This is a genomic window from Stenotrophomonas maltophilia (assembly GCF_013464485.1).
GTDB lineage: Bacteria > Pseudomonadota > Gammaproteobacteria > Xanthomonadales > Xanthomonadaceae > Stenotrophomonas > Stenotrophomonas maltophilia_AW.
The window spans coordinates 25,005-47,820 of record NZ_RAUX01000032.1 but is presented as its reverse complement, the minus strand read 5'-3'; the positions used below and the strand labels follow the sequence as shown (position 1 = coordinate 47,820).

The 22,816-nt window shown below is 65.8% G+C and carries 22 protein-coding genes; 6 read left to right on the top strand and 16 right to left on the bottom strand.

Annotated elements, in window-relative coordinates; all coding sequences use genetic code 11:
* Positions 1–14 precede the first annotated feature (14 nt).
* Positions 15–398 (bottom strand): nuclear transport factor 2 family protein, encoded by a 384-nt coding sequence (locus tag D7Y61_RS14695; RefSeq protein WP_180867133.1) that lies wholly within the window; start codon positions 396–398, stop codon positions 15–17.
* Positions 399–450: 52 nt separating this feature from the next.
* Positions 451–1,026, bottom strand: a complete 576-nt coding sequence (locus D7Y61_RS14690) for a TetR/AcrR family transcriptional regulator (RefSeq protein ID WP_110712785.1) — start codon at positions 1,024–1,026, stop codon at positions 451–453.
* A gap of 69 nt (positions 1,027–1,095) precedes the next feature.
* Between D7Y61_RS14690 and D7Y61_RS14685 the strand changes: the two genes are divergently transcribed.
* Positions 1,096–1,641 (top strand): thioesterase family protein, encoded by a 546-nt coding sequence (locus D7Y61_RS14685; protein ID WP_012511531.1) that lies wholly within the window; start codon positions 1,096–1,098, stop codon positions 1,639–1,641.
* Positions 1,642–1,647: 6 nt separating this feature from the next.
* Here the strand turns inward: D7Y61_RS14685 and D7Y61_RS14680 are convergent, their stop codons facing one another.
* Positions 1,648–2,778, bottom strand: coding sequence for an agmatine deiminase family protein (locus D7Y61_RS14680; RefSeq protein WP_180867130.1), 1,131 nt, complete (start codon positions 2,776–2,778; stop codon positions 1,648–1,650).
* Between the two features lie 105 nt (positions 2,779–2,883).
* Between D7Y61_RS14680 and D7Y61_RS14675 the strand changes: the two genes are divergently transcribed.
* Entirely contained in the window at positions 2,884–3,753 is an 870-nt protein-coding gene (locus tag D7Y61_RS14675) for a LysR substrate-binding domain-containing protein (RefSeq protein WP_180867127.1), read from the top strand.
* Here D7Y61_RS14675 and D7Y61_RS14670 read toward each other — a convergent pair.
* Together D7Y61_RS14670 and D7Y61_RS14665 are read right to left on the bottom strand one after the other, a co-directional pair.
* Positions 3,701–4,510, bottom strand: a complete 810-nt coding sequence (locus D7Y61_RS14670) for an SGNH/GDSL hydrolase family protein (protein WP_180867124.1) — start codon at positions 4,508–4,510, stop codon at positions 3,701–3,703. The two genes, D7Y61_RS14675 and D7Y61_RS14670, sit on opposite strands and share 53 nt — an antisense overlap.
* Positions 4,511–4,559: 49 nt before the next feature.
* Complete coding sequence (locus D7Y61_RS14665; RefSeq protein ID WP_180867122.1) at positions 4,560–5,522, bottom strand: DUF2268 domain-containing putative Zn-dependent protease; 963 nt, start codon at positions 5,520–5,522, stop codon at positions 4,560–4,562.
* 138 nt (positions 5,523–5,660) lie between these two features.
* Between D7Y61_RS14665 and D7Y61_RS14660 the strand changes: the two genes are divergently transcribed.
* A complete protein-coding gene (locus D7Y61_RS14660; protein WP_180867119.1) occupies positions 5,661–6,644 on the top strand; it encodes a hypothetical protein in 984 nt (327 codons plus the stop codon).
* A 13-nt stretch (positions 6,645–6,657) separates the two neighbouring features.
* On the opposite strand, the gene D7Y61_RS14655 is transcribed toward D7Y61_RS14660, so the two are convergent.
* The 4 genes from D7Y61_RS14655 to D7Y61_RS14640 form a co-directional block, all read right to left on the bottom strand.
* Positions 6,658–6,978 carry a hypothetical protein gene (locus D7Y61_RS14655; RefSeq protein WP_180867115.1) on the bottom strand — a complete coding sequence of 107 codons (321 nt, stop codon included), beginning with the start codon at positions 6,976–6,978 and terminating at the stop codon, positions 6,658–6,660.
* Positions 6,979–7,096: 118 nt separating this feature from the next.
* Positions 7,097–7,864 carry a hypothetical protein gene (locus D7Y61_RS14650; RefSeq protein ID WP_180867112.1) on the bottom strand — a complete coding sequence of 256 codons (768 nt, stop codon included), beginning with the start codon at positions 7,862–7,864 and terminating at the stop codon, positions 7,097–7,099.
* A gap of 109 nt (positions 7,865–7,973) precedes the next feature.
* Positions 7,974–10,436: a S9 family peptidase gene (locus D7Y61_RS14645; protein ID WP_180867109.1), complete on the bottom strand. Its 2,463-nt coding sequence runs from the start codon at positions 10,434–10,436 to the stop codon at positions 7,974–7,976.
* A gap of 168 nt (positions 10,437–10,604) precedes the next feature.
* A complete protein-coding gene (locus D7Y61_RS14640; protein ID WP_180867107.1) occupies positions 10,605–10,934 on the bottom strand; it encodes a hypothetical protein in 330 nt (109 codons plus the stop codon).
* A 162-nt stretch (positions 10,935–11,096) separates the two neighbouring features.
* On the opposite strand from D7Y61_RS14640, the gene D7Y61_RS14635 reads away from it, so the two are divergent.
* Both D7Y61_RS14635 and D7Y61_RS14630 read left to right on the top strand, forming a co-directional pair.
* Positions 11,097–11,873: a HipA family kinase gene (locus D7Y61_RS14635; RefSeq protein WP_180867104.1), complete on the top strand. Its 777-nt coding sequence runs from the start codon at positions 11,097–11,099 to the stop codon at positions 11,871–11,873.
* Positions 11,851–12,252 carry a DUF3037 domain-containing protein gene (locus D7Y61_RS14630; protein WP_180867101.1) on the top strand — a complete coding sequence of 134 codons (402 nt, stop codon included), beginning with the start codon at positions 11,851–11,853 and terminating at the stop codon, positions 12,250–12,252. The genes D7Y61_RS14635 and D7Y61_RS14630 overlap by 23 nt, the downstream gene beginning before the upstream one ends.
* Before the next feature lie 120 nt (positions 12,253–12,372).
* Here D7Y61_RS14630 and D7Y61_RS14625 read toward each other — a convergent pair whose 3' ends face one another.
* The 4 genes from D7Y61_RS14625 to D7Y61_RS14610 all read right to left on the bottom strand — a co-directional run bounded on the left by D7Y61_RS14625 (position 12,373) and on the right by D7Y61_RS14610 (position 17,522).
* Complete coding sequence (locus D7Y61_RS14625; RefSeq protein WP_180867098.1) at positions 12,373–13,785, bottom strand: serine hydrolase domain-containing protein; 1,413 nt, start codon at positions 13,783–13,785, stop codon at positions 12,373–12,375.
* Positions 13,772–14,008 (bottom strand): hypothetical protein, encoded by a 237-nt coding sequence (locus tag D7Y61_RS14620; RefSeq protein ID WP_258010377.1) that lies wholly within the window; start codon positions 14,006–14,008, stop codon positions 13,772–13,774. Before D7Y61_RS14620 ends, D7Y61_RS14625 begins: the two co-directional genes overlap by 14 nt.
* Before the next feature lie 289 nt (positions 14,009–14,297).
* Positions 14,298–14,780, bottom strand: a complete 483-nt coding sequence (locus tag D7Y61_RS14615; protein WP_180867278.1) for an REP-associated tyrosine transposase — start codon at positions 14,778–14,780, stop codon at positions 14,298–14,300.
* Between the two features lie 216 nt (positions 14,781–14,996).
* Positions 14,997–17,522 carry a membrane-bound PQQ-dependent dehydrogenase, glucose/quinate/shikimate family gene (locus D7Y61_RS14610; RefSeq protein WP_180867095.1) on the bottom strand — a complete coding sequence of 842 codons (2,526 nt, stop codon included), beginning with the start codon at positions 17,520–17,522 and terminating at the stop codon, positions 14,997–14,999.
* 20 nt (positions 17,523–17,542) lie between these two features.
* Here D7Y61_RS14610 and D7Y61_RS22480 point away from each other — a divergent pair, with 20 nt between their 5' ends.
* Positions 17,543–17,782, top strand: coding sequence for a hypothetical protein (locus D7Y61_RS22480; protein WP_219627950.1), 240 nt, complete (start codon positions 17,543–17,545; stop codon positions 17,780–17,782).
* Between the two features lie 81 nt (positions 17,783–17,863).
* Here the strand turns inward: D7Y61_RS22480 and gyrA are convergent, their stop codons facing one another.
* The 3 genes from gyrA to D7Y61_RS14590 form a co-directional block, all read right to left on the bottom strand.
* Positions 17,864–20,578 carry a DNA gyrase subunit A gene (gene gyrA, locus D7Y61_RS14600; RefSeq protein WP_180867093.1) on the bottom strand — a complete coding sequence of 905 codons (2,715 nt, stop codon included), beginning with the start codon at positions 20,576–20,578 and terminating at the stop codon, positions 17,864–17,866.
* 261 nt (positions 20,579–20,839) lie between these two features.
* Positions 20,840–21,904: an S-methyl-5-thioribose-1-phosphate isomerase gene (gene mtnA / locus D7Y61_RS14595; protein ID WP_180867090.1), complete on the bottom strand. Its 1,065-nt coding sequence runs from the start codon at positions 21,902–21,904 to the stop codon at positions 20,840–20,842.
* A gap of 47 nt (positions 21,905–21,951) precedes the next feature.
* A complete protein-coding gene (locus D7Y61_RS14590; RefSeq protein WP_180867088.1) occupies positions 21,952–22,680 on the bottom strand; it encodes a DUF3011 domain-containing protein in 729 nt (242 codons plus the stop codon).
* Positions 22,681–22,816 lie beyond the last annotated feature (136 nt).

Sequence of the window (22,816 nt, the reverse complement as noted above, 5' to 3'; positions counted from 1 at the left end):
TGTGCAGCCGCTCCTCAGCTGCGGTCGATGATCCGCACGATGCGACCGTCCTCAAAAGCGAACTCGCTGCGTCCCTGCAGGGCCAGTTCCGTGCCTGCGCGGGGACCACCGGGCATGTCCTGCGCGAACACGCCACGCCAGCCGATGCTGGCCAGCGCCACATCATCCTCGAACGTCAGCTCAAGCAACCGCTGCTCGCGCTCGTGGAACATCTGGGCCGATTGCCGCGCCAGTTCGCCGAAGGCATCGATGCCTTCGGTGACCATCGTCAGCTGGCCACCGCTATGGTTTTCGAAGCGCACGTTGTGCGCCAGCACCGCCAGCATGGCATCGATGTCGAAGCGGTTGTAGGCCAGCAGGTAGTGCTCGATCAGGTAGCGGCAGTGCGATTCGTCCATGGCGGCGTCCAGTCAGGGCCTGCGCCGAGTCTCCCGCGACCGTGCAGCCGGATCAAGGCGGCGCAGCGGCTTTCAGCAACTGCGCGGCCACCTGGTCGAACGGGCCGATGTCCTGCAGCGCGCGGCACATCGCCACCGCACCTTCCACGCTGGCAATCACCAGGCTGGCCAGGCCGGCCGCCGCGGCCGGGTTGTGACCTTCGGCGACGAACGCCGCCGCCAGGTGGCCCTGCCAGCGCGCGAACACTTCGGCAGCAGCGGCACGCGGCTGGCTGGGCATGGCCTCCACCGGCTCCTCAACCGCAGCGGCCAGCACCGGGCAGCCAGCGCGGAAATCGGTGCGCAGCAGGCGCTCGCGCCACATCGCCAGGAACTGCTGCAGGCCCTGCACTGCGCCGCCCTTCAGCAGCTCCACCAGCAGCGCTTCGATCTTGTCGCCGGCCATATGAGTGGCGCGCGCCAGCAGCTCCTGCTTGCCGCCGGGAAAGTGGTGGTAGGTGGAACCCAGCGGCGCCTCGGCCAGCTTGGTCACCTCACGGATGCTGGTGGCATTGAGGCCCACACGCGCCAGCATCTGTGCCGCAGCATCAATCACGCGTTGTGGCGCATCAGAGGGGCGCGGGCTCACGGCAGGCTCCTTGCCAGGACAGTCGTCATAGATTAGCGTACCGGCGATTCTATAACAGTCGTCATAACCATGAATCTCTGGTTCCGCCTGCTCCATCTGCTGCTGTGCAGCCTGTTCCGGCCCAAGCTGGAGGCGCCGTTCGGGGTCTCGCGGCTGCAGTTCCGGGTACTGCCCAATGACCTGGACAGCAACCTGCACATGACCAACGGCCGCTACTGGAACATCTTCGACCTGGGCCGGCTGGACCTGATCCTGCGCATGGGCCTGGGCCGGGTGGCGCTACGCGAGAAGTGGGCACCGATCGTCGGTGCCGGCACCATCCAGTTCCGCCGCGAACTCAAGCCATTCCAGCGCTTCACCCTGGAAACGCGGCTGGTCGGCTGGGTCGGTTCGCGCGGCATCATGGAGCAACGCGTGCTGATCGGCGCCGAACAGAAGATCGCCACGCGCGCGCTGCTGGTCACCGGCATCTACGACCGCCGTGCGCGGCAGTTCCTCGGTATGCCGAAGATGATGGAAGCGATCGGCGTGGTCGCCCCGCCGTCGCCGCCGCTCAGTGCGGCCGCCGAGGCGCTGCTGGCGGCCGATGCCGCATTGAAGCAGGACGATGCCTGAGGCGCGTCAGCCCACCTTCGGCATGTTCTTGGTCACGCAATGGATACCGCCACCACCACCCGCGATGGCATCGATATCCACCTGTTCGATCACGCGGCCGGGATACATGTCTTCCAGTAGTTCACGGCAGAATCCATCGGCGTCGTCGTCTCCGAACTGCGGTGCGACCACGGCGCCATTGATCGGCAGGTAGTTGATGTAGCCCATCGCCAGGTCATCGTTGTCGCGGGTATGCGCGTTGTCGCGCCCGTCCAGCGGCGGCGGCAGCGTATGCACCTGCAGGCGGCGGCCATCGGCATCAGTGGCCCCGCACAGTATCTGCAGGTGCTCACGGGTCAGCGCGTAATCGTAGGAGTTCGGATCGTTGTCGAGGTTGGCGATCACCACGCCCGGACGGACGAAGCGTGCATAGAAATCCACGTGCGCATCGGTGATGTCTTCACCGGCGATGCCGGGCAGCCAGATGATCTTGCGCAGGCCGAGGTGGTGCTTCAGCTCGGCTTCGATATCCGCGCGCGACCAGTCGGGATTGCGGTTGCGGTTCACCCAGCAGCTCTCGGTGAGGATGGCGGTGCCATGTCCATCGACTTCGATGCCGCCGCCCTCGCCCACCAGGTCACTTTCCAGCAGCGTTGCGCCGGTTACCTGCGCCAGCCAGGGTGCCACCGCACCATCGTTGCGCGCGCTCTGCTTGCCACCCCAGCCGTTGAAGTTGAAGTCGACCAGGCCCAGCCCGCCCCGGCCGTTGGTGACGAAGCAGCCGCCGTAGTCGCGCACCCAGATGTCATCCAGCGGCACCTCGAGGAACTCGATGTTGTCGCGGCCGCAGCGATCCTGCGCCTGCTTCAACTGCGCCGGGCGGCACAGCACGCTGACCGGCTGATGGCGGGCGATGGTGCGCGCCAGCCTCGCCACGGCGGTGTTCACCGCATCGGCCTGCGCGCCCCACACGCGCGGCTGCGCAGCGAAGGCCAGAAACACGCGTTCCTGCGGGCCGTGCTCGTCCGGCATGCGCCAGATGCCTGCGCCCGGCGCCGCCGCCACGCGACCCGGCAGGCCGGCCAGACCCAGGGCGGCCAGGCCGCCAAGACCGGCGGCGCCCGCCAGCTGGGTGAGGAAGTGACGTCGGTTGCTCATGACAGGCTCCAGGGCCGGTGTGGGATGGACGCTATGCTGCGCTTGCCGACCCATAAGAACAAACGATAGATTCAGCCATCATCTGAACAGTTCTGCTTATCTGAAATGCTCAAGCACTGGCCACCGCTGAACGCCCTGCGGGGTTTCGAAGCCGCCGCCCGGCTCGGCAGCTTCCATCGCGCGGCCGAGGAACTGCACCTGAGCCAATCGGCCATCAGCCAGCAGATCCGCGGCTTGGAAGACGCCCTGCAGCAGCCGCTGTTCTTCCGCCAGGGCCGCAGCGTCACCCTCACCGACGCCGGTCTGGATCTGCTGGAAACCACCCAGTCGCTGCTGCGCCAGCTGGCCAGCGGCATCCGCCGGCTCGATCAGTACCGCAAGCCGAATCAACTGATCGTCAACACCAGCCCGGCCTTTGCTCGCCATTGGCTGGTGCCGCGCCTGGCCGGGTTCCATCGCCTGCATCCCGGCGTTGACGTGTGGCTGCTGACCAGCGAGGACGCACCGGACATGACCACGCAGACGCTGGACGTGGCGGTGCGCGACGACCTGGAATCCCAGGCGCAGTGCCAGCACCGCGTGCTGCTGCAGGACCGTCTCTACCCGGCCTGTCATCCAGACCTGCTGGCCACGCCCGTGCATGAACGCCTGACCCTGCATGGCGAGCGCGAAATGGATTGGAGCCAGTGGCAGGTACAAGGCGGAGCGGATGTCGGCCAGCGCCGCGAAGGCATGAATTTCTCCGAGCCTGGACAGCTACTGGATGCCGCATGCCAGGGCCTGGGCATTGCCCTGGTCAGCGAATTGCTGGCGGCTCGCGCCTGCGAGCAAGGGCTGCTGCTGCCGTTGGATGAGGCGCGCGTGCGCGGCCCGCGCTGGAGCTGGTTGGTGCACCAGGACAGCGCAGCCGATCCGCTGGTGATCAGTTTCTGCGAGTGGTTGCTGGCGAGCCTGCCTGATCCAGCGCGCGCTTGACCGCCACCTCGGCCAACGGCGCCATCACCGCATACCCCTTCGCGGTGGGATGCACACCGTCCTCGGCCAGCTGTGGATCGAGGCCACCGGCCGCATTGGCCATCGGCGTGTAGTAGTCCAGATAGACCAGCTGCTTCGCCTCGGCATAACCCTTCAGCGCAGCGTTCAGTGCGCGCACCTTCGGCGCAGGCGTGATGCCCGGCATCCACGGATACTCGCTGACCGGCAGCACCGACGCCATCACTACGCCGATGCCGTGCGCGCGTGCCAGGTCCGCCATCGCATGCAGGTTGTCTTCGATCATCGCCTGGGTGGATGGCCCCGTGTTGCCGGCAAGATCGTTGGTTCCGGCCAGGATAACCACCACCTTCGGTTGCAGCGCCAGTACGTCCTGCGAGAAGCGCAACAGCATCTGCGCCGTGGTCTGGCCACTGATACCACGGTTGAGCCAGCCCTTGCCGGGAAAGAACGAGGCGCCGCCTTCCCTGCCCCAGCCTTCGGTGATGGAATCGCCGAAGAACACTACGCGCGGCTGCCCGGGTACTGCGACAGGCAACCGTGCGTTGGCGTCGCGATAGTGCTGCAGCTGCGGCCAGTCGGCCAAGCGCTGCTGCATGAAACGAACCTCGTCGGGGCGCAGCTGTTCGACAGGCTTCAGCAGCAGCGGATTGACCGCCGCAGGTTCGGCCGCCTTCAGCGGCGCACCCTGCGCCATGCAAACGGCGATGGCAGCGGCAAGCAGCACGGGTCCACGCATGCGGGTTCTCCAGGAAGCCAGGCCCGCAGTCTAGCGCCGTACCGTAGCGTCATCGCGAAGCCGACCGCGCCGCCACACCGGTCACCTTGGCCGGCATCCACATGCCCGGCGTCCAGCCGCTGGCCGACAGGATCGCCTTCGGGTTGTCCTGCTGGATCAGCGTACGCACGGCGTCACGCTTGTCCTTGGCCTGCAGGTAATAGGCCTTGGCGATGCGGTAGCCCACCCAATAGCCCAGGTCATAGGGCTCCTGCGAGCCCGGCGTGTAGTTGTACAGCCACGGCGAAAGATCGGTACTGTCCAGGTCCAGCGCGAACGCGCTTTCGATATGCACCTCCCGGCCACGCGTCCACGCCGCATGGCGCCCGTTGCCGACGTTGCCGGAAATCAGTTCGGCGATGAACTCGGCAATGCCCTCACCCAGCGAGATGCGCAGTACCGTCGCGCGTGGATCACCCGGTTCAAAGTCGGTCAGACCGGTCTGCTGGATGTGCACGTATTCGTGTGCGATCACGTGCACGAAGCGATCCTGCACAACGGGATTCATGAAGTCGGCCGCGCACAACGCTTCAAGACCAATGATCACGCCACTTTTCGAGGTCAGGCCGACCGGCCGGCCGCGGCCCACCGCGATGGTCACCGGAGGGAATGTGGTCTGCGGGTAGATCGCCTGCAGGTTGGCGAACACCTGCACCAGGCGCTGCTTCACCGCCGGCAGCTCGGCCAGGCAGTTCCGTCCCTGCGCGTACAGCGCCGGCTGGTTGGCGATGGCTTCGGCGATGCGTTCGGCGGTGACCCGGCGCGCCTTGGCCAGCTCGGCCAGGCCGGTTGAGCCCTCGGCCATGTAGCTGCGCAACTGGGCCACGCTGGGCTTTCCCTCGGTACTGTCGTAAATCGCATAGAAACGGCCGACATCCTCGGTGAGGATCTGCGGCCCCGCTGGTGCGGCGGCGGCCACGCCCACCACCCCGGCACAGGCCAGGGCCAGCAGGCCGCGAAGGATCATGTACATCGCTCCGTCCTTGGTGGAGTGCATGCGAAGCGCGCAATCTATCACTCCGCCCGGCCCACTGCAGCAGGCGGATGCGGGCGCCCCGCCGCTGTGCCAGACTCGCTTCGGCACCTGCCATGGAAGATGGAGCATCCCACGATGATGATCGTTCCCGCGTACTGGGCCGAAGCTCGCCTGCAGGCCCGTTTCCGTGGCCGGCCGGTGGTGGTGCGCCGCTTCGGCTGGTCCGACGAAGGCCCTGCCGAGGCGCAGGTGCACGCCGACCGCCGCGCCAATGAAGCCCTCAATGCCATCCTCGCCGGGCAGGCGCTGCCGCGACGCGAGGTGCGCAGCAATTACGGTGTGGAAGGCGTGCCGATCCGCGAGCAGATCGTGCAGCGCGATGGCGACGTCGTCATCACCCGCAACAGCTACGGTGCGCTGTGCCTGAACACCCCGGACGTGCTGTTCGCCGACATCGACCACGCGCCGCCCCCGGCAGGTTGCGTGATGCCCGCCCTCATCGCGGCGGTGCTGCTGTTTGCCGGCGCCATCATCGGCACCCTGCTCTGGCACTGGCTGGTGGGACTGGTGCTGGGCGTGGCGGCAGTGGTGCTGGTGAATACCGCGCTGCTGATGCAACGCAGGCGCCGACTGGCCGCGGCCGGTGGCGCCGAGGGAGTGGCCCTGCAGCGGGTCGCGGCCTTCAGCGAGCAGCATCCGGATTGGCACCTGCGCGCCTACCGGACACCGGCCGGACTGCGCGTGCTGGCCATGCACGCCACGTTCCCACCCGAGGACGAACAGCTGCAGGCGTTCTTCAAGGCACTGGGCGCCGACACCCTGTACGCGCGCATGTGCCGGTTGCAGCATTGCTTCCGCGCACGGCTGACACCCAAACCCTGGCGCGTCGGCCTGAAGTACCGCATCCGTCCACCGGTGGCCGCGTGGTCAGCCGAGCAGGCCAACAACCCGGACCGCCTGGCCTGGATTGCCGACTACGAGAAGAAGAGCGCTGGCTTCGCCGCCTGCGCCTATCTGCGCAGCTTTGGTGATACCACGCGGACCCACGCCAAGGCCGAACATGTGCGCGACCTGCATGATCGCCTGTCGCACGCGCTGGACCGGCTGCCACTGGCCTGAGCGCGGCAGACGCTCAGTCAGCGCCCTGCACGAACGGCTGCCCTGCCAGGGTAGTGCCCAGCCGCACCGCGACCTGCTGATCGCCCTTCTCAAAGGTCGTTGCACACTGCTTTCCGCCCTTCTGGCATCCAACTTCCGGAAAGCCCTCCAGCGATTCCGGCGCGCCCTGCAGCGGCTTCACCTGCCATCCCGCAGCATCCAGCAGGCGCTTGGCCTTGGCGTAGGGCATACCGGCGATGATCCCCAGCTGCACCAGCTCGGTGGGCAGTGGCTGCGCACCTGCAGTCGAGACCAGGACCAAGGACAACGTTGCAGCAACAAGGATGGCTTTCATTGCACCGACCCGGGACAAACTCACAGGGTCAGCCTAGCTCATTTGTCTGACGCGGGAATGTGCCGGTAACACGCCGTTACCGAGCCTCCACAGTTGATTGCAGTGCACGCCTGATGGATCACTCTGCGCGCCGTCTGCGCCAGGCACCACAGTCCAGCGACTCCAGTGCGAGGTCACTGCGCAACCGGTCCTGCAGCCACCCCATCTGGAATCGACTGCGCGTCGCGTCGCCTTCCGGCAACAGCGCATTCACCGCTTCGCTCAATGCCGGGCGCCACTCTTCCTGCGCGCCGGCCAACACCTGTTGATCGAACTCCGCCGACGGCAGGCGCTTCCAGGGCAGCATCATCGTCGCCTGCGATGTCGATACCAGTACGACATCCGGGCGTCCCGGCCGGGTCACCACCACGGTCATCATCGGGTAATCGTCGGTCCAGAGACCTTCAAAATGGCGTGCGACACGTGCCTGCAGGCTCAAGGTGGCCAGCGCCTGGCGGGCGAACGCACGCTGCTGGACGAACGAGCATGCGCCCGGCTGCAGGCTGCGCAGCCCCGGGTCCAGCGCCAGTATCGCGGCCCGGTCGAGCCGCGAACTGATCAGATTCACTGTGGCTTCCCGTGTCAGTGGTGCTGCCTGCAGCGCGGCCTCGAAGGCCGCCATGGCGTCGACCGGCAGCAGCTCAGGCAGGCGCGCCTTCACGTCAGGCGCATCCACCACCTGCACACGGGTGGTCATGCCATAGGCATCGCGCTGGATGAGCCAGCGCTCCGATACCGAACCCCAGCTAGACCAGTCGTACGTCACGTGCACGCTCATCCGTGGCGGGACCGCCATGGCAACCGGAGAGACCAACAGCGCAGCCAGTGCCAGCAATCCAGTCTTCATGAGGCCTCCCCATCCCTTTCAAACAGCAGCCCAGCGTAGGACCGGTTCCACCGGATGCAGAAGGCCGCCCGGAGGCGGCCTTCTGCAACGCCGTCGAGCAGGCTCGACGCTACTTGGCGTTCTTCACATAGGTGTCGAACCAGTTCAGCATTTCCGACACCAACTGTTCGTTCGATTCCAGCGCGGTGTACCAGTGCGGCTCGTTGGGCAGCATCACCAGGCGGGTGGTGCCACCGTTGCCACGGATCGCCTGGTACAGCTTGCGCGACTGGAACGGCTCAGTACCCGGGTTGGCGTCATCCTCGCCGTGGACCAGCAGCAGCGGCAGCTTGATCTTGTCGGCATAGAAGAACGGCGACGCCTTCAGGTACACGTCCTGCGCCTGCCACACCGAGCGGCGCTCGTTCTGGAAACCAAACGGGGTGAAGGTCTTGTTGTACGAGCCACTGGTGGCCACGCCGGCCTTGAACAGGTTGGTGTGGGCGATCAGGTTGGCGGTCATCAGGCCGCCGTGGCTGTGGCCGGTCACGCCAATGCGGTTGCGGTCGACCACGCCCATGTCAACGGCCTTGTCCACGGCGGCCTTGGCGTCGGCTTCCAGCTGCTCCAGGTAGGTGTCGTAGGCGTTCTTCGGGTCGCCGACGATCGGGAACGAGGCGTTGTCGATGATCGCGTAGCCGGCCAGCAGCATCAGGCGGTACGGCTGCAGGCGGGTGAAGGTCTGCTGCGAACCGGACACCTGCCCGGCCTGTGCGGCGTTGGCGAAGTCGGCCGGGTAGGCGTACAGGATCGCCGGCACGCGCTGGCCTTCCTTGTAGCCTGGCGGCGTGTACAGGGTGAACGACAGGTCCACGCCATCGGCACGCTTGTAGGTCACCAGCTGCTTCTTGATCTGGCGAACTTCCGGGGTCGGGTCGACCAGTCTGGTCAGCGCAGTGGCGCTGGAGGCGAACTGCGCCTCGCCGGCCTTCGCATCGGCCACCGCCTCGCCCTGCTGGCGGATGAAGGCATTCGGCGGATCGATCACCGACTGGTGCCAGGTCAGGTAGCGGCCCGGCGTGGCGCTGAAACCGAGGAACTGCTCGTAGGCATCGGCACTGCTGCGGAACAGGCGCTCGCTCTTCAGCGTGCCCAGGTCCAGGCGGTCGAGGAACGGGCGGTCGCCCTGCGGTGAAGCGCCACGGCCGCTGAGGAATACATGGTTGCCTTCACGACGCACGACCTGCGCGCCATTCGGCAGGCGGGTGAAGACCAGGTTGCCGGGGTTGCCATACAGCTCATCGCTGGACATGTCCCACAGCAGGCGGCCTTCCTTCTTTGGCTGGTCCACATCGACGATGCGGGTCTGCATCCAGTGGCGGTTCTCGTCGTTCTCGTACTGGAAGGCCACAGCCGCATCGGCGGTCCACGCGAAGCCTTCGAAACGCTGCGCGGTGCGGGTGATTTCGGTCGGCCTGCCGTTGAACGGGGCCTTCAGCATCAGCACGCGATCACGGTGCGGCACGTTGACCTTCCAGTCGCCCTTGTCCAGCGCTTCGGCATAGACCAGGGTGGCCGGGTCGGTAGCACGCCAGTCAAAACCGCGCGGGCCTTCCGGCACGCCGTGAACCGGCACACGGTCGGCCAGCGGCAGGCTGGCGATCGGGGTGGCCTTGCCGCTGGTGATGTCCAGCACCGCCACGTCGTTGGCGAAGCGCTGGTAGGTCACCGCGTGCGAATACGGAGCCTTGATCGACTCGGTCAGCACATGCACGCCATCGGGCGCGGCGCTGACCTCGTTGAACAGCGCCGGCTGCCCGACCGGGCGCACGCTGCCGGCGGCGGTGTCGACCACGGCCAGCTGCGAGGCGCCGTAGTAGGCGAACAGCTTTTCGTCATGCACGCTGGTCAGCGTATCGCGCGCTTCATAGGTGCTGCTCTCGCCGCTGCTGCCCAGCGATTCCTGCGCATCCGGGCCGGTCGGCACGCCACCGTCGAACGGCGCCGGGCCCTGGTTGGCCGGCACCAGCTTCACCAGCAGCTTCTGGCTGCCGCCCAGCCACTGCACGGTGTTGCCGAAGATCGGGTTCAGCTGCACGTTCGGGATCTGCTTCACCTGCCCGGTGGCGGCGTCGCCCACCCACAGCTGCACGCTGGTATCGACCGCATTCTGGAAGGCGAAATGGCTGCCATCGGCCGACCACAGCGCGCCAGTGGCGCAGCCCTGCGGCAGGTTGACCTTGGTCTCCTTGGCGCTGGCGATATCGACCAGGGTGAAGTCGGCCACGCAGGCCGGAATGCCATAGCCACCCGGGGTGTCATGGCGGCTGCGGTTCTTCGGCTCCAGGCGCACGCCGGCCAGCTTCAGGTACGGCTGCGCGACGCGGCTGATCGACGGATAGGTCTGCGCGGTGGTCAGCAGCAGGCGCTGTCCGCCCGGGGCCACGTTCGGCGCCGGCGGCGGCGGTGCTTTCAGCACCTTGAGCAGGTGTTCCGGCGGCTTTGCGTAATCGGCCAGCGCCGGGCCAGCGGCCAACAGGCCGACGGTGGCAACGGCAACGGCCGCCGCCAGAGAGGTTCGACGGATCAGCATCCTTATCCCCTGGGGTGTGAATGGGCGCCCGTGGTCAGGCAAGGTTCCGAATCTAGCACCGCGGGGGGTGTCGTGAATGGGCCGGAAGGGCTAGTGGCCGGATGGAGCAAAGTAAGCCGCGCCAGGAGGCGCCGCGGGTGGGCGGCACCTGCCGGGCATGGCCTGGCACTACTGCTGGGCGTGCAGATCCCAGGTGGCCAGATAGTCCGGGTCGATCACGATCATGCCGCTGCTGCGCATGCGGTACTCGCCGGGCTCGGCTGGCTGGTACTGGTCGAGCATCGGCGGCAGGTAGCGCTCATGGCCATCTTTCTCGTCGGCCAGAACCACGCCTTCGTCGGCGCTGATGCGCAGCACCGTGCCTGCATACTGTTCAAGTGCCTGCACCTGGCCATCGCCCCCATAGCGGGTGACCCCGACCAGCACGACCTTGCCGATCATCTCTTCGACCTTGGCATCATCCAAGGGCGGCAGCGCCGCATTCAGTTCGTCGCTCATCCCTGTACCTCCGAATTCGCAGCGATTGGCACCGGGCAGAGACCCTGCCCCCGAAGAACAACGTTGGCGCGCGTGGATCTTGCGCCCTGCCGCAGCAGCATCGCGTGAAGTGGCAGCGGACGCACGGACACTCCCACCGAAGGCCCACGATAGAATGCGCCCATGCGCACCGTACATGCCCTCCGCTACATCACCCCCTTGCGGGAAGGTGGCTCCCTGCCCGCCGTGGTCGAAACCGACGACGATGGCATGGTTGTGTTGAAGTTCCGAGGCGCCGGCCAAGGTCCGAAAGCGCTTATCGCCGAGCTGATCGCCGGCGAGATGGCGCGCACGCTGGCCCTGCCGATTCCGGAAATCCTGTTCGTGGAGCTGGATCGGGAGTTTGCTCGCACCGAGCCGGACCCTGAGATCCAGGAACTGATCCGCGCCAGCGAGGGCCTGAATCTGGGCCTGGACTATCTGCCCGGCGCGATCAACTACGACCCGGCGGCGATGCCGGTGGATGCCGACCTGGCCTCGCGCATCGTCTGGTTTGATGCGTTCACCAGCAACGTCGACCGCACCACGCGCAATCCCAACCTGATGGTCTGGCACCGCAAGCTGTACCTGATCGACCACGGTGCGGCAATGTACTTCCATCATGATTGGGCCAATGCCGGAGATGCCTGCGAAAAGCCGTTCGTGCTGATCCGCGACCATGTGCTGCTGTCGTTCGCCAACCGCATCGCCGAGGTAGACGCCGAGCTGGCTGCACGCCTGACCAATGTCGAGATCGAGCGCATCGTCGGCCTGGTGCCGGACAGCTGGCTGGTGGATGAGCCAGCGTTCGACAGCCCGCAGGCCTACCGCCAAGGCTACATCGACTATCTCAAGCATCGCCTGAAAGTGCGTGCGGTGTTCGTGCAGGAGGCCATCCATGCCCACGCTGCACACGTATGACTATGCGGTCATCCGCGTGGTGCCGCGGGTGGAACGCGAAGAGTTCATCAACGTCGGGGTGATCGTGTCCTGTCCTGGCGCGCGTCATCTGGAGGCGGCCATCGGGATCGATCCTGCGCGCCTGCGCGCCTTTGCGCCGGCGCTGGACCAGGATGCGCTGCAGCCATGGCTGGATGCGATCGTGGCCATCTGCCGCGGCGACGCCAGCGCCGGACCAATCGCGCAGCTGCCCGCGCGTGCGCGCTTCCACTTCCTCACCGCCAAGCGCAGCTCGATCGTGCAGATGTCCAGCACGCATGTGGGTCGTACCGCCGATCCTGCGGGTGTGGTGGAGCATCTGATGACGAAGATGGTGCGGGTGCCTGCGCCGACCGGATAGCGACGATCGGGTGACGCTGGCTGGGTGATCTCGACTGGGTGATCTCGACTGGGTGATCTCGACTGGGTAGAGTCGACTGTTAGTCGACTGCCGTTCGCGGAAAGATCGAAACGCCCGCGCTCACTGCAACGGTAACCGCCGCGCGATGTAGTTGACCATGTTGCCAATCGCATCCGGATCAACATTGGCGAGGCCGACGATCACATAGCCCTGTGCAGGCAACACCACGATGGCACTATTGGAACCGGGCGCACCGCCTTCGTGGCCATACTGGTGCTCCCTGCCCTCGCCCTGCACCACGAAGCCAAAGCCATACCAGCGCATGTGATTCTGCGCCGTGGTGGCCTGCTGCAGCAGTGCCGGCGAGACCAGCCTTCCGCCGCGCAATGCCTCGGCAAACTTCAGCATGTCCGTGGCCGTGCTGTAACCGCCGCCGGAGGACATGCCGCGCCAGGGCAGCGACTTCGTTTCACGCGTCCATTGACCGTTCGTCTTCGTGTAGGCGACGGCGCGCTGCGGCACCTTCACTGTTTCCGGCTCGAAGCCGGTGCCGGTCATGCCAGCCGGACGCAGGATGTGGTCTTCCACATAGGCGTAGTACGACTGCCCTGAAACCGCCTCGATGATGCGCCCAAGCACGATGAAGCCATAGTTGGAGTAGCTGTCCTGGCTGCCGGGCGTGAAATGCGGCGCATCCTTGGCAAAGTGCTGCACGTAGTCATCCAGCGTCTTCAGCGAGGACGAATACTGCTCGAAATCATCGCCGAAGAAGTCGCCAAGGCCACTGGTGTGGGTCAACAGCTGGCGAACGGTCACCGCATCGGCGACGCCCTGGTTCGGGTAGTCCGGAAGGCGCTCGCCGATCCTATCGTCCAGGCCCAGCCTGCCGGCCTGTACCAGCTGCAGGATGGCCACCGCGGTGAACATCTTGTTGGATGACGCCAACCGGAAGCGCGTATCCGCGTCCACCGGAATGCCAGCCTCCCGGTCTGCATCGCCACCGCGCCAGTCCAGCAGCACCTCGCCTTTGCGCGCCACCAGCAGCGCTCCCGACAGCGCGTCCTGTGTACGCAGCGCCTCCAGCCGCGTCCTGGCATCCGCCATCAGCGCCGCCAACGCAACACGCTCCGGCTTGTACTTGTCTGGTGTTTCGGTGCCTTCGATCCGGAACTTTTTCAGGTGCGCCGGGTTGGCAGGATCCATCTCGACAGTCAGCAGCAACGCCCGCTCGTTCAATTGCCCCAGCAACAGCAACTTCGCCTCGGCAGGAGCACTACCGCTGGCTTCCAGTACGCGCAGCGGACCGCTGCTTTCACGAAACTCGAGATAGTCACTGGGGCCACCACCTTCCTTCTTCGCATGTCGGTCGGCGAATGCCTGCAGCGCATCAAGACTGCCTGCGTTGAAGGCAACCAGCCAATCTTCGGCAGCCTGCCGTGCGCTTGGCGCAGGACGCGCCGACGCAATGACAGCCAGAGCGACGAGGCACGAGAACAGCAACGCGCGGCAGGCAGAACGACTACGTAGTGGCATGGCGCTTCCTTCCGCATACGGGGCCTGTGGCCATGCTAGTAGATCCTGCGCGGTGGATCACTGCCTGCGCGAGCGCGGCGGCAAGCATTTCGTAGGGTTGCAGGATCACCCCTAGACCACCCACGGCCGCTGTCAGCAGCGGCTCGGCCTGGTTGACCATGAAGCGGCTGGACACCGGCACGGTCAGCACGATGCCATCGGCATCGCGGAAGCTCCAGCGCATGCGGATGATCGAATGCGCGAAGCCCAGGCACTCGTGAGCGCGGGGCTTTCAAGCGTGATCGGGAAGAGCAGTCGACTCTACCCAGTCGGCTGCAGAGACACGCAGTCGCCTGGAATCGAACGAACAGATCGGCAAGGTGGTAGCGAAAGTCTGATACGTTGGCGAATCGACGGGGTAGAGTCGACTGTTAGTCGACTGTCGCGCGAAGCGCGGGGTTTTCCAGTGTGATCGGGAAGAGCAGTCGACCAACAGCCGACTCTACCCAGTCGAATCTGCCCAGTTGGCCGTTTCAGCATTCGTCCTCGTAAGCCAACTCAAGCTCGTTCAGCGGCCAGCGACACCACCCGTATGGGTGTTCACCGATCTGCGCAGCAAGGCCTGCGCGAATGGGATTTGCCAGAATGTAGTGCGCATGCCTACGTAGCGATGCTTCTCTTCGGATCGCATGGTCGTGATAACCCGCCTGCCAGATTGCACCCTGGCTCCCTCGCTGCCGGTTGATGAGAAAACTGCTGCGCGCCTTGAAACGCTGCACGCAGTAGCCGAGGGAGTGGCCGCGAAGCTGAGCCAGCCAGTGGATGTGATCCGGCATGATCACCCAGGCAAGCGACGCAGTCAGGCCCTCCCGATCCATCGATTCGAGGAGCTGCATGGCAAGGTCGGCGTTGACCGGGCAATCGAAAACCCGATGGCGGTTCCAGCACACGATGGTGATGGTGTAGACATTGCCAACGATGGAACGACGGCCGACAAGAAGTTGGGGACTGGGCATGAACTCGAGAATGCCCGTCTGCATGGATTCCCGGCATCGGTACACTACCAATGCCAGGATCAGGGATCATCTCGATACTGCACCCGGAGATGTGGAGTCGCCCGGGTAGAGTCGATTGCCAATCGACTATCGCGATAAGCGCGGGCTTTCCAGCTGGGGAGAGAAGTGCAGTCGACTAACAGTCGACTCTACCCAGTCGGTTCTATCCTGCCGGATCTATCTTGGCAGCGCGTAGGCCATCACGTAATCGCCCTTCGGCGTTTCCATGAAATGGTGGCCGCCGGCCATGATCACCACGTACTGGCGTCCGCCCTGCTCGTACACCATCGGATTGGCCTGGCCGCCGGCTGGCAGCTTGGCATGCCACAGCTCCTTGCCGGTCTTCAGGTCGATGGCACGCAGCAGATCATCGGTGGCGGCTGCGATGAAGATCAGGCCGCTGGCGGTGACTACCGAACCACCATTGTTCGGCGTGCCGATTTCGATCGGCAGGCCGGAACGGATGCCGAACGGCCCATTGCCGCGCGCACTGCCGAACGGACGGTCCCACAGCAGCTTACCGGTGCGCAGGTCGATGGCGCGGATGCCTCCATAGGGCGGCTGCTTGCACAGCAGGCCGGTGAACGGCAGTCGCCAGCCCGCATTGACCTGGATGGCGTACGGTGTGCCCACCTGCGGGTCGCCCGCGCCTTCGCCCCCCCCCTTGTCGAACCGGATCTTCTCGCGTGGCAGCCAGCCCAGCCGGTCAGCCTCCGCGCGTGGCACCAGCCGGTTGTAGTTGGGCATGTCGTTGTAGTTGGCAACGATCACGCCGCGGCGCGTATCGATGGACACGCTGCCCCAGTCCGAGCCACCGTTGTAGCCGGGGTACTCGATGGAATGGCGCTCGCTGCTCGGCGGCGTGTAGAAGCCTTCGTAGTAGGCCTTGCGGAACTGGATGCGGCAGACCAGCTGGTCGATCGGGGTCAACCCCCACATGTCGCGCTCGGTCAGGTCATGCTCGCGACGCAGCGTGTGGTACAGCGAGAACAGCTGGGTGGGCGAACGCTGTTGCGGTTCGACACCGCCCACCGGTACCTTGCGCTCTTCGGCGGCGGTCAAAAGCCGGCCGTTGCGGCGATCGAGGATATAGAGGTCCCCCTGCTTCGTCGGCAGCAGGATCGCCGGCACCTTGCCCGCGGCCGTCGGGTAGTCGATCAGGCTGGCCTGCGAACCCAGATCGTAGTCCCACACATCCTTGCGCACCGCCTGGAAATGCCAGACCGGCTTGCCGGTGGTCACGTCGATCGCCACCAGCGAGGTGGAATAGCGGTTCTGGTTTTCCGTGCGTGAGCCGCTCCAGTAGTCGCCCGCAGAATTGCCCAGCGGCAGGTAGACCAGGCCCAGCGCCTCGTCCCCGGTGGCCGTGGTCCACATGTTGGGCGTGCCGCGCGTATAGGTCTGCTCGCGCGACGGCAGGCCGCTGCGATCGGGCTGGTCCATGTCCCACGCCCAGCGCAGCTTGCCGGTGATGGCGTCGTAGGCCTGGATCACGCCCGACGGCGCGTCGCGGCGCTGCCCGTCCAGCACCTGATGACCGGTCACGATCACGCCGCGTACGATGGCCGGCGGCGAGTTGATCGACACGTAACCGGGTGGCACCTCGCCCATGCCCAAGGTGATGTCGACCTGGCCGTTGTTGCCGAAGTTGGCGCAGGGACGCCCGCTGTCAGCGTCCACCGCGATGATGCGACCGTCCAGCGTGCCTTCGATGATGCGCGCCCAGCACGCCGGGCGGCTGCCGGGCGCGGCACTTCGGGTGACCGTGGGTGGCGGCGCTGGCAGGGCCAGATCCGCAGCCACATCGGCCAGCGCCACATCGGCCACGGTCGGCCCGCTCGGTTGTTCGTAGTAGCTCACACCACGGCAGGCGGCCGTGTATGGAATCGAAGCATCCTTGACCTTGGGGTCGAACCGCCACAGCTCCTTGCCGCTGCCGGCATCCAGGGCGATCAAGCGGTTGCGTGCGGTGCACAGGTACAGTCGGCTGCCGATCTTGAGCGGTGTGGTTTCCGCGCCCCACCGCTTCTTCGGCAGGTCGCCGGTGCGGAACTGCCAGGCCAGCTGCAGGGTGGCGACATTGGCCGGCGTGATCTGCTGCAGCGGCGAGTAGCGAGTGGCGGCGTTGCTGCGGCCCCACGCTGGCCAATCGCCGTCGGCGGGCAGGTCGGCCGGCTGCAGGCCAGTGGTATCACGGGTCGGTTCCAGGCCGGCGCTGACCGCACCTTCCGGGAACGGCTGCTGCCCATCCACTTCACCATGCGGCGCAAACGCGAGGCCGAACGCCACCACGAACACCAGCATCAGCACAGCAGCCGCTGCACGCGATAGGCGTTTGGGAACTGGAGTACGCAATGTCGGCGCCAGCAACGCCAGCACGATGCCCAGTGCGGTCACCAGACCCAATCGCGGTACCCACCGCCAGTAGTCGCTGCCCGACTCCCACCAGGTCCACAGCAGCGTTCCGATGAACACCAGCGCGTACAGCAGCGCGCCACTGCGGCGATTGCCGAACAGCAGAATGCCGCTGGCCAGCAGGCCGACGCCGGCGCTGGCGTAGTACGCCGAACCTCCCAGGCTGAGCAGCCACGCGCCGAGGCCGCCGATGACCAGGCCGAGCACGACCAGCAGCAGCGACAGCACGGTCACCAGCGGATGGCGTGGCGCATGGACGGGGGGAGCAGACTGCGGCGTGGCGGACATCGTCGATCTCCGGGGGCAGCATGCGCCGTTATCCCACCGCCTGCGTGAAGCGCGCGCGTATTTTCTGGGTGGACCTGAAGGGGGCGATCGTCGACTGGACGATCGTCGACTGGACGATCGTCGACTGGGCGATCGTCGACTGGGCGATCGTCGACTGGGTAGAGTCGACTGTTAGTCGACTTTCGCGCGCAGCGCGGGCGTTTCATCGTCATGTGCAGAGCAGTCGACCAACAGTCGACTCTACCGCCATGATCGGATGACCCGCCAAATCGGATGATCCGCAGAAACGACGACGCCSGCACAGGGCCGGCGTCGTCGGGTACCTCGGCTTCGCGGCAGGATCACTCCTGCGCGGCGTCCTCGCTACTGGCCGCAGCCGGTGCGCCGTCGGTCGCGGCCGGTGCGGCGGCAGCCACCTCGTCCTCGCCCTCGTCGATGGAGGCATCCATGCGTTCCACCGCCTGCAGCTTCTCGTCCTTGGACAGGCGGATCAGCGTCACGCCCTGGGTGTTGCGGCCGACGCGGCTGATTTCCGAGCCACGGGTACGCACCAGGGTGCCGCCATCGGAGATCAGCAGCACTTCGTCATCCGACCCCATCAGCACTGCGGCCACCAGCTTGCCGTTGCGCTCGGTGGTCTGGATGCCGATCACGCCCTGCGTACCACGGCCCTTGCGCGGGTAGTCCGGCAGCGGGGTGCGCTTGCCGTAGCCGTTCTCGGTGGCGGTCAGGATGTACTGCACGCTGGCGTCGTCGGCGCCGTCGATCACCGCATCGCCATTGGCGACGGCTTCCTCGACACCGCTGTCGTCCTCGTTCTCGTCCTCGACCCCACCGGCACTTTCGGCCACGATCAGGCTGACCACTTCCTCGCCGGCCGGCATCTTGATGCCGCGCACGCCGGTGGCGGTACGGCCCATCGAGCGGACCTTGTCCTCGCCGAAGCGCACGGTCTTGCCGTTGGAGGCGAACAGCAGGATGTCGCGCTCACCGTCGGTCAGGCCGACGCCAACCAGCGCATCGCCCTCGTCGAGGTTGATCGCGATCTTGCCGCGGGCCAGACGGAAGGCGAACTCGCCCAGCGGGGTCTTTTTGACCGTACCGTTCTTCGTAGCGAAGAACACGAACTGGCCATCGGCGTACTCGCGCACCGGCAGCACGGCCTGCACGCGTTCGCCCGGTTCCAGCGGAATCCAGTTGATGATCGGACGGCCACGGGCGTTGGAACCCGCTTCCGGCAGCTGGTAGACCGGCAGCCAGAACACCTTGCCCGAACTGGTGAAGGTCAGCAGCGTGTCATGCGTGTTGACCAGCCACAGCTGTTCGATGAAATCCTCTTCCTTGGTCGCCGCCGCACTACGACCACGGCCGCCACGGCGCTGCGCGCGGTACACGCTCACCGGCTGACGCTTCACGTAACCGGCGTGCGACACGGTGACCACCACGTCTTCCGGCGCGATCAGGTCGAGGATGTCCAGGTCTTCTTCGCTGTGGCGGATCTCGGTACGACGCTCGTCGCCGAACTCCGCCTTGACGCTGACCAGCTCTTCACGGATGACCTGCAGCAGGCGGTCGGGATCTTCCAGGATGTGGATCAGCCCGGCGATCACTTCCAGCAGCTGCTTGTATTCGTCGGTCAGGCGGTCCTGCTCCAGCCCGGTCAGGCGGTGCAGGCGCATTTCCAGGATCTGGGTGGCCTGGATCTCAGTCAGCTGGTAGCCACCCTCGATCAGGCCCACGCCCTTGGGCAGGTCTTCCGGGCGCGAGGCTTCGGCACCGGCGGCGCCCAGCATCGCACCGACCAGGCCCGGCTCCCACACGCGTGCAAGCATGCGCTCGCGGGCTTCGTTCGGGTTCGGCGAGGTCTTGATCAGTTCGATCATCTCGTCGATGTTGGCCAGCGCGACAGTCAGGCCTTCCAGCACGTGGGCACGGGCGCGCGCCTTGCGCAGCTCGAACACGGTGCGGCGGGTGACCACTTCACGGCGGTGGCGGACGAAGGCCTCCAGCATCTGCTTGAGGTTCATCAACTGCGGGCGGCCGTCGACCAGCGCCACCATGTTGATGCCGAACACCGATTCCATCTGCGTCTGCTGGTACAGGTTGTTCAGCACAACCTCGGCAGATTCACCGCGCTTGATCTCGATATAGATGCGCATGCCGTCCTTGTCGGACTCATCGCGCAACTCGCTGATGCCTTCGATCTTCTTTTCCTTGACCAGCTCGGCGATCTTTTCAATCAGACGCGCCTTGTTCACCTGGTAAGGAATTTCAGTGACGATGATCGATTCGCGGCCGTTGTCGGCCACTTCGATATCGGCCTTGGCACGGATGCGCACGCGGCCACGGCCGGTGCGGTAGCCGGCGACGATGCCGGCGGTGCCATTGATGATACCGGCGGTCGGGAAATCCGGGCCCGGGATGTACTCCATCAGGCCGTCGACGTCGATTTCCGGATTGTCGATCAGCGCGATGCAGGCGTTGATCGATTCACTCAGGTTGTGCGGCGGGATGTTGGTCGCCATGCCCACCGCGATACCGGCCGAACCATTGACCAGCAGGTTCGGGAACCGGGTCGGCATGACCGTCGGCTCCAATTCCTTTTCGTCGTAGTTGGGCTGGAAATCGACGGTTTCCTTGTCGATGTCGGCCATCAGCTCATGCGCGAGGCGCGACATGCGCGCTTCGGTGTATCGCATTGCCGCGGCGGAGTCGCCGTCGATCGAACCGAAGTTACCCTGGCCATCGACCAGCATGTAGCGCAGCGAGAACGGCTGTGCCAGTCGCACCAGCGTGTCGTACACCGACTGATCGCCATGCGGGTGGTACTTACCGATGACGTCACCGACGATACGCGCCGACTTGAAGTAGGGCTTGTTGCTGTGCGCGTTCAACTCGTTCATCGCGAACAGCACGCGGCGATGCACCGGCTTGAGGCCGTCGCGCGCATCCGGGAGCGCGCGGCCCACGATCACGCTCATGGCGTAATCGAGGTAGCTCTTGCGCATCTCGTCTTCCAGGTTGACCTGGATGATTTCCTTGGCGGTTTCTGCCATTCGGGTTCCGTTGTCTGGTAGCGGTCCAGTCCGGCGCAGCCCTCTGCGGGAGGGGGTCGCGCCGGAACCTCGATTCAACCTGTGGATACTACCACAACGGGTCGTTTTCCGCCTCCCTTTACGGGGATTTTACCGGCATAAATCAGGAACTTAGGGATTCATCCGCCCCTGTAGAGCCSAGCCCATGCTCGGCTGCGGCGGATTCCCCGGCGGAGCCGAGCATGGGCTCGGCTCTACAGACATCCTCGAACCAGCCCCGCCTCAACCGCCGAAGGCGGCCCGCATGTTCTCCGGGGTCGGGTTCAGGATGACCCCACGTTCGGTCACGATGGCGTCGATCAGCTCGCCCGGGGTGACGTCGAACACCGGGTTCCAGGCGGCAATGCCTTCGGCCACGGTGCGGGTACCGCCCACGCCGTAAAGCTCGCCCGGGTCACGCTGCTCGATCTCGATCTGGCTGCCGTCCACGGTCTCCATGTCCACCGTCGAGGACGGCGCCACGACCATGAACTTCACACCGTGGTGGCGCGCGGCAATCGCCAGCTGGTAGGTGCCGATCTTGTTGGCGGTATCGCCGTTGGCGCAGATGCGGTCGGCACCGACGATCACCCACTGCACGGCACCGGTCTTCATCAGGTGCGAGGCGGCCGAATCGGCGATCAGGGTGGCGTCGATACCATCCTGCTGCAGCTCCCACACGGTCAGGCGCGCGCCCTGCAGCCACGGCCGGGTCTCGCCGGCGAACACGCGGGCGATGCGATGCTGGGCCATGCCGGCACGGATCACGCCCAGTGCGGTACCGAAACCGGCGGTGGCAAGCGAGCCGGTGTTGCAATGGGTCAGCACGCCGCTGCCGGCGTCGATCAGGCCCGCGCCCAGCGCGCCCATGTGCCGGTTGGCGGCCAGGTCTTCCTCGGCGATGGCCTGCGCTTCCGCGGCCAGCAATGCCTTCCAGTCCGGGCCGGCAGCGTTCAGGCAACGGCGCATGCGCGCCAGCGCCCAGGCCAGGTTGACCGCGGTCGGACGCGAAGCATTCAACCGCTGCAGCGCCGGTTCCAGCTGCTGCAGTGCCTGCACGCCATCGGCCGCCTGCACGTCACGCGCCGCCAGCACCACGCCCCAGGCGGCCGCAATGCCGATCGCCGGTGCACCGCGCACGGTCAGCGCGTGGATGGCCGCGGCCACTTCGTCGCTGTCATGGCAGACCACATGCTCGACCACGAACGGCAGCTTGCGCTGGTCCAGCAGTTGCAGGGCATCGCCGGTCCACAGGATCGGGCGGATATGGTCGTAACGAGCGTAGTCGATATCGGAGGCAGTGTTCATGGACCCATTGTAGGGCCACACCCCGCGTGGTTGGAGCCCGCCCAGGCTCAGTTCACCGAGAATTCGGCGCGGCAACCGCCGTCCACCCAGACCCCGTTGCGGTTCCAGCCCCAGGTGCTGCCTTCCTCGCAGGGCGTATTGGACAACTGCTCGGTCACCACCGCGCCAACCGAGATGCTGGCACCACAGAACCGGCGCTTCTTCGACTTCGATTCGCAGGTCAGGCGACGTGGTACGTCTACGAAACGGCCATCTTCGTCAGCGACTTCGAAATCGCCCTGGCAACCGCGGGTGGTCCAGACTTCATTGCGCTTGTAACCCCATCCCTGCCCCTCCCGGCAAGGCAGCACCGACAACTGGCGCAGCAGTCGAACCGGCGCCCCGTCCAGGCGGACCGGGCAGCTCTGCGGGCGGCCGTTGGATTCACAGCGCACCACTCGCCGGACCAGGCGCTTGCCTTCGTTTGCCGCAGGTGCTGCGCCCTCCGCACGGCGCGCACGGAACTCGGCACGACAGCCAAGGGTGACCCACACGCCACTGCGGTCGGTACCCCACTCGCTGCCACGGATGCAGCTGTTGCTGGACAGCTGGCGGACCAGATCGATGCCGTTGCTGACATCGATATCGCAGTGCACCCACCCCATGTCGCGGGATTCACAGGTCACCACTTCGCCGTCATAGCCCGCCTGCTGGGCAGACGCCGACGATGGCAGCCAGGCGCCCCACAACGCGATGGAGTAAACCGGTGCCGCGATGATCGCAAACCACTTGACCAATGCATTCCCCAACAGGAGTGAACGAATTCCGATGCCAGTGTCCCGCATCTGCCGTGATAAGAGCATCATCCTGCTGACCGAAGCAAGCGCGGAAACGCGGAAATCCGTTCAGTCTCCGATGTTCAGGAAAGGGTGC